The organism is Rhizomicrobium sp. (genome assembly GCF_056722145.1).
Genome location: NZ_JBWZET010000255.1, coordinates 1 through 3,228, shown reverse-complemented (window position 1 = coordinate 3,228; position 3,228 = coordinate 1). Strand labels below are relative to the sequence as shown.

Sequence of the window (3,228 nt, the reverse complement as noted above, 5' to 3'; positions counted from 1 at the left end):
GCCGCCAGCTCCGCCGCCAGCTCCGGCGCGCGCGACAGCGGCACGGGCACCGGCGCAGGCGGGGCAGGGCAGGGCACCGGCGGCGGCGGCCAGCGCTTCGTCCAGATCGCCGGCAGGATCGATTCCGCCCGCGATTACCCGATCGAAACTCGCGACCAGCGCATCGGCACGTCGGTGGTCATCGTCTTCACCATCGGCATCGACGGCCGCGTTCACAATTGCCGGGTGCGCGATCCCTCGGGCGACCCGCGCTCCGACGCGATCACCTGCCGCCTCGCCGAAGACCGCTTCCGCTTCCGCCCTTCCACCGACGCCGCCGGCAACCCGATCGAGGCCACCTACGGCTGGCGGCAATCATGGCATTATTGACGCCGCGCCCGCGACGCGCAAAACCGGGCTGAAAGAACGAGAGGAACCCCATGTCCGCCAGCCTCCACCCCGTCTCCCCGGAATGGGCCGCCCGCGCCTATGTGGACAGCGCGAAATACGAGGCGATGTACCGGGCCTCGCTCGAAGAACCGGAACAATTCTGGCGCGAACAGACCGCCCGGCTGAGCTGGATCAAGCCCTGGACCGAGCTCTCGCAGTGCTCGTACCACCAGGCCGATTTCGGCATCCGCTGGTTCGCCGACGGCACCCTCAACGCCTCCGCCAACTGCCTCGACCGCCACCTCGCCACGAACGGCGACACCGTCGCCATCATCTGGGAAGGCGACGATCCCGCCCAGCAGCGCAAGCTCACCTACCGCGAGCTTCACGGCGAAGTCTGCCGCATGGCCAACGCCCTGCTCCGCCTCGGCGTCCAGCGCGGCGATCGCGTCACCATCTACCTGCCGATGATCCCCGAAGCGGCGATCGCCATGCTCGCCTGCGCGCGCATTGGCGCGATCCATTCGGTGGTGTTCGGCGGCTTCTCTCCCGACGCGCTCGCCGGTCGCGTCCAGGATTGCGACAGCCGCGTCGTCATCACCGCCGACGCCGGCATGCGCGGCGGCAAGCAGGTGCCCTTGAAGGCCAATGTCGATGAAGCGGTCGCACAGTGCCCCGCCGTCACTGCCGTCCTCGTCGTCCGCCATGTCGGCAGCCAGATCGCCTTCCACGAAACCCGCGACCACTGGTGGCACGAACTGCGCGATGCCGTCGCGCCCACTTGCCCCCCCGCCGAAATGAACGCCGAAGACCCGCTGTTCATCCTCTACACCAGTGGCTCCACCGGCAAGCCCAAGGGCGTCCTCCACACCACCGGCGGCTACCTCACCTGGGCGGCGATGACCCACCACTATGTGTTCGACTACCGCCCCGGCGACATCTACTGGTGCGCCGCCGACATCGGCTGGGTCACCGGCCACTCCTATGTCGTCTACGGCCCGCTCGCCAACGGCGCCACCGTCGTCATGTTCGAAGGCGTCCCCAACTACCCCGATCACAGCCGCTTCTGGCAGATCGTCGATCGCCACCAGGTCAACGTGTTCTACGGCGCCCCCACCGCGCTGCGCGCCCTGATGCGCGAAGGCGACGAATGGGTGAAGAAAACCTCCCGCTCCAGCTTGCGCCTGCTCGGCTCGGTCGGCGAACCGATCAACCCCGAAGCCTGGGAATGGTACTGGCGCGTCGTCGGCGATGGCCGCTGCCCGATCGTCGATACCTGGTGGCAAACCGAAACCGGCGGCGCGATGATCACGCCCTTGCCCGGCGCCACCGATCTCAAGCCCGGCAGTGCCACCAAGCCGATGTTCGGCGTCGTCCCGCAACTCGTCGATGGCGAAGGCCGGGTGCTCGAAGGCCCCGCCGAAGGCAACCTGTGCATCACCCAAAGCTGGCCCGGCCAGATGCGCACCGTCTGGGGCGATCACGAACGCTTCTTCCAGACCTATTTCACCACCTATCGCGGCAAGTACTTCACCGGCGACGGCTGCCGCCGCGACGCGGATGGCTACTACTGGATCACCGGCCGGGTGGACGACGTCATCAACGTCTCCGGCCACCGCATGGGCACCGCCGAAGTCGAAAGCGCCCTCGTCGCCCACGCCAAGGTCGCCGAAGCCGCCGTCGTCGGCTTCCCCCACGACATCAAGGGCCAGGGCATCTACGCCTACGTCACCCTCAACGCCGGCGAACCCGACTCGGAAGAGGTCCGCAAGGCCTTGATCCAATGGGTTCGCCACGAAATCGGCCCGATCGCCACCCCGGATGTCATCCACTTCGCCCCCGGCCTGCCCAAGACGAGAAGCGGCAAGATCATGCGCAGAATCCTCCGCAAGATCGCCGAAGGGGATACGAGCAACCTGGGCGATATAAGCACGCTGGCCGATCCCGGCGTAGTGGCAACGCTGATCGAAACCAAAGCCTGAAAACCCCAATCCTCCCCCCTCGATTGGGGGGAGGATACGAAGGCTTGGCGGCCCCGCCGCCTAGCCGAAGTTGGAGAGGGGTGATGGGTCTGCGGCAAATTTCAGGCGCCGCCAACTGGATCGGCGATGTCGGGAATGTTGGGGAGGGCGGACATCATTCAATTTGCATTGAATTTGACCAGCTTGCAGCAGTCACGCCGCCGCTGAACGAGCCCAGCATTGCAAGCCACCACCCATCACCTGCCTTCATCCACAGTAGAATAGCAATTGGGACGATGAAACCGCCGACGGCTCCAGTAAAAATGTAATTCGCTTTTGTTTCACGGTTCAACCGCTTGAGCAACCAAGCAGTCGGCAGCCCCAACAACAAGCACGATCCAAAAACTATTGGCAGTGTGACTGTGATTGGCGCAATTGCGAGCCAAAATGACTCCCATAGTCGTCCGTCGCCGTTCAAGCCTTTGGGCAACGTACAGACCGCGATCAGCACGGTAATGATCAATGGCAACCATGCGCCCGCAAGCGTTCCGATTAAGACGGCTCTGGCAAATGCACGCATAGCTTAACCATATGTACCTGCTTGAACGACTGCAACGTTGTCGCGTCCGGAACGACTGCTTTCGCAGGTTTCCGCTATGCAGCGGACTGCCCGCCAACACTCTCCCCTTGACAATATAAACCATATAGGTTATATACCCCGCCCATCCGGCCCGTCATCGCGAAGGCGGCCCCGGTGTTTCAGGTCGGCGTTGGCGGCTATGGCGCATTCCAGTGGAACCGCGTGCCGCGCGAGCAACGCCCCCATTCGGATGGAGTTTGGCGCAAGCCAACCCGGAACGCGCCACTTGCGAGCCTTAACGCGTTCCCGCTCCAAGGG

At 64.7% G+C, this 3,228-nt stretch carries 3 protein-coding genes; 2 read left to right on the top strand and 1 reads right to left on the bottom strand.

Going from position 1 to position 3,228, the window contains the following annotated elements:
* Both AC1P6P_RS13605 and acs read left to right on the top strand, forming a co-directional pair.
* On the top strand, positions 1-369 hold a 369-nt coding region (locus AC1P6P_RS13605), incomplete at its 5' end, for a TonB family protein (RefSeq protein WP_481402988.1).
* A gap of 50 nt (positions 370-419) precedes the next feature.
* Positions 420-2,351, top strand: a complete 1,932-nt coding sequence (gene acs, locus AC1P6P_RS13600; protein ID WP_481402987.1) for an acetate--CoA ligase — start codon at positions 420-422, stop codon at positions 2,349-2,351.
* A gap of 154 nt (positions 2,352-2,505) precedes the next feature.
* On the opposite strand, the gene AC1P6P_RS13595 is transcribed toward acs, so the two are convergent.
* Positions 2,506-2,910 carry a hypothetical protein gene (locus AC1P6P_RS13595; protein ID WP_481402986.1) on the bottom strand — a complete coding sequence of 135 codons (405 nt, stop codon included), beginning with the start codon at positions 2,908-2,910 and terminating at the stop codon, positions 2,506-2,508.
* Positions 2,911-3,228: the final 318 nt, after the last annotated feature.

Bases quoted from the DNA above. Each gene is read 5' to 3' on its own strand.
- acs (WP_481402987.1), top strand. From the start codon at position 420: ATGTCCGCCAGCCTCCACCCCGTCTCCCCGGAATGGGCCGCCCGCGCC.
- AC1P6P_RS13595 (WP_481402986.1), bottom strand. From the start codon at position 2,910: ATGCGTGCATTTGCCAGAGCCGTCTTAATCGGAACGCTTGCGGGCGCA.